Source organism: Sphingobacterium sp. SGG-5 (genome assembly GCF_011043525.1).
Classification (GTDB): domain Bacteria; phylum Bacteroidota; class Bacteroidia; order Sphingobacteriales; family Sphingobacteriaceae; genus Sphingobacterium.
In genome coordinates, this window is record NZ_JAAKGO010000019.1 from 1 (window position 1) to 3,283 (window position 3,283).

Sequence of the window (3,283 nt, forward strand, 5' to 3'; positions counted from 1 at the left end):
CTATAAAATAAGGCACCGACCTACTCTCACGCCTGTTACGGCAATACCATCGGCTCTGGCGGGCTTAACTGCTCTGTTCGGAATGGGAAGAGGTGGACACCGCCGATATAGGCACCTGAAAATCTTTAGTTAGTACTTAGTAGTCAGTATTTAGTATTTAGATCTTGGTAGTCTGACCATATTCTAAATACTCTGTACTAAATACTACATACCCAAAAATGACATGTACGGGAAGAAATAAAAGAAACAGCAGACAAACAGGGACATTCCTGCGCGGAAAGCTTCGGGCTATTAGTACCGCTCGGCTATGGTGTCTCCACCTTTACACCTGCGGCCTATCGACGTAGTAGTCTCCTACGGCCCTATTAAGGAAGTCTAATCTCGTGGCAGGTTTCGCACTTAGATGCTTTCAGCGCTTATCCTAACCGGACGTAGCTACCCAGCCGTACACCTGGCGGCATAACTGGTTCACCAGCGGTCCGTCCATCCCGGTCCTCTCGTACTAAGGACAGACCCACTCAGACTTCCAACGCCCACAACAGATAGGGACCGAACTGTCTCGCGACGTTCTGAACCCAGCTCGCGTGCCACTTTAATGGGCGAACAGCCCAACCCTTGGGACCTTCTCCAGCCCCAGGATGTGACGAGCCGACATCGAGGTGCCAAACCTCCCCGTCGATATGAGCTCTTGGGGGAGATCAGCCTGTTATCCCCAGAGTACCTTTTATCCTTTGAGCGATGGCCCTTCCATACAGAACCACCGGATCACTATGTCCGTCTTTCGACCCTGATCGGCTTGTAGGCCCCACAGTCAAGCAAGCTTATGCCATTGCACTCCTCGTACGGTTACCAAGCGTACTGAGCTTACCTTTGAAAGCCTCCGTTACCTTTTTGGAGGCGACCACCCCAGTCAAACTACCCACCAAACAATGTCTCCCACTTGATGGGATTAGAAACCGGATACAGAAAGGGCGGTATTTCAAGGGTGTATCCATAACTCCTGGCGAAGCTACTTCGACTACTCCCGCCTATCCTACACATCCTGCACCCAGTCACAATGTTAAGCTATAGTGAAGGTTCATGGGGTCTTTCCGTCCCGTTGCGGGTAACCGGCGTCTTCACCGGTACCACAATTTCACCGAGCCCATGGCTGAGACAGCGCCCAGATCGTTACACCATTCGTGCAGGTCGGAACTTACCCGACAAGGAATTTCGCTACCTTAGGACCGTTATAGTTACGGCCGCCGTTTACCGGGGCTTCGATTCAATGCTTCTCCTTGCGGATGACATCCCCTCTTAACCTTCCGGCACCGGGCAGGTGTCAGGCCTTATACCTCATCTTGCGATTTCGCAAAGCCATATGTTTTTGTTAAACAGTCGCCTGGGCCTTTTCACTGCGGCTTCTTACATTGCTGTAAGGAAGCGCCCCTTCTCCCGAAGTTACAGGGCCATTTTGCCGAGTTCCTTAGCCATGGTTCACTCGAGCACCTTAGGATCCTCTCCTCGACCACCTGTGTCGGTTTGCGGTACGGGTTTTCGATATCTGGAGCTTAGCGGGTTTTCTTGGAAGTCTGATTACCTGCACTATCTGCGCCGCCGAAGCTTTGCAGTACTATCGGGATTCAGCAGATACGGCGGATTTGCCTACCATATCTATACCTACTCCCTTCAACGGACTATTCCGTCAGTCCGCGGCAGTGTCACTACTCCGTCACCACATCGCAATATCGAAAAGTACGGGAATATTAACCCGTTGCCCATCGGCTGCCCCCCTTCGGGTGCGCCTTAGGACCCGACTGACCCTGATCCGATTAGCGTTGATCAGGAAACCTTGGTCTTTCGGTGGGCGGGTTTCGCACCCGCCTTATCGTTACTCATGCCTACATTTGCTTTTCCATAAGGTCCACAAGAAGTCACCTCCCTGCTTCGCCCCCGATGGAATGCTCCCCTACCAACTGTACCTCTTTCAGTACAGGTCCATAGCTTCGGTAGTACGCTTGATGCCCGTTTATTATCCACGCCCGGCCGCTCGACTAGTGAGCTGTTACGCACTCTTTAAATGGATGGCTGCTTCCAAGCCAACATCCTAGCTGTCTGGGCAACCGGACCTCGTTAGTCCAACTTAGCATACATTTGGGGACCTTAGCTGATGGTCTGGGTTCTTTCCCTCTCGGCCTCGGACCTTAGCACCCGAGGCCTCACTGCAGGCCATATCTGACGGCATTCGGAGTTCGTCTGGATTTGGTAGGATTTGACTCCCCCGCACCCAATCGGTAGCTCTACCTCCGTCAGACTCTATGCCCACGCTGTTCCTAAAAACATTTCGGGGAGTACGAGCTATTTCCCGGTTTGATTGGCCTTTCACCCCTACCCTCAGGTCATCCGGAAACTTTTCAACGTTTATCGGTTCGGTCCTCCAGTTGGTGTTACCCAACCTTCAACCTGCCCAAGGGTAGATCACCAGGTTTCGCGTCTACCTCTACCGACTGTGCGCCCTGTTAAGACTCGCTTTCGCTTCGGCTGCGCCCCTGAAGGGCTTAACCTTGCCGGTAAAGTGTAACTCGTAGGCTCATTATGCAAAAGGCACGCCGTCATCCCGATAAATCGGGACTCCGACCGATTGTAAGCACACGGTTTCAGGTTCTTTTCACTCCCCTGTTCGGGGTTCTTTTCACCTTTCCCTCACGGTACTGGTCCACTATCGGTCTCCCAGGAGTATTTAGCCTTGGCGGATGGTGCCGCCGGATTCACGCAGGATTTCTCCGGTCCCGCGCTACTCAGGATACTGTTAGGCCATAATCGCTTACGTGTACGAGGCTCTCACTCCTTTCGCCGGGCTTCCCATCCCGTTCCACTTCGCTTATATGTAACCACGTCACAGTCCTACAACCCCGTACATGCCGTAACATGAACGGTTTGGGCTCTTTCCCGTTCGCTCGCCACTACTTGGGAAATCATTGTTATTTTCTCCTCCTACGCCTACTTAGATGTTTCAGTTCGGCGCGTTCGCTTCTTGTTAAAGATGACATGCCTTCAGCATGCCGGGTTGCCCCATTCGGAAATCTGTGGATCAAATCGCATTTGCCGATACCCACAGCTTATCGCAGCTTATCACGTCCTTCTTCGCCTCTGGGAGCCTAGGCATCCCCCGTGTGCCCTTTATTACTTTCTTCTCGCTCATGGCCCTTTTGCTGCCATGGCGATGCTACGGGATATGGTATAACCATACCCACCCCGTTTCTCTGTTGTCTCTTCTATTTCTTCCAGTATGTCAAAGAACTTT

General features: G+C 52.2%; 2 rRNA genes. Both read right to left on the minus strand.

The features are described 5' to 3' along the window. Positions 1-7: 7 nt before the first annotated feature. Positions 8-119, minus strand: a 5S ribosomal RNA gene (gene rrf / locus G5B30_RS17040). 152 nt (positions 120-271) lie between these two features. Next, a 23S ribosomal RNA gene (locus tag G5B30_RS17045) occupies positions 272-3,173 on the minus strand. Positions 3,174-3,283 lie beyond the last annotated feature (110 nt).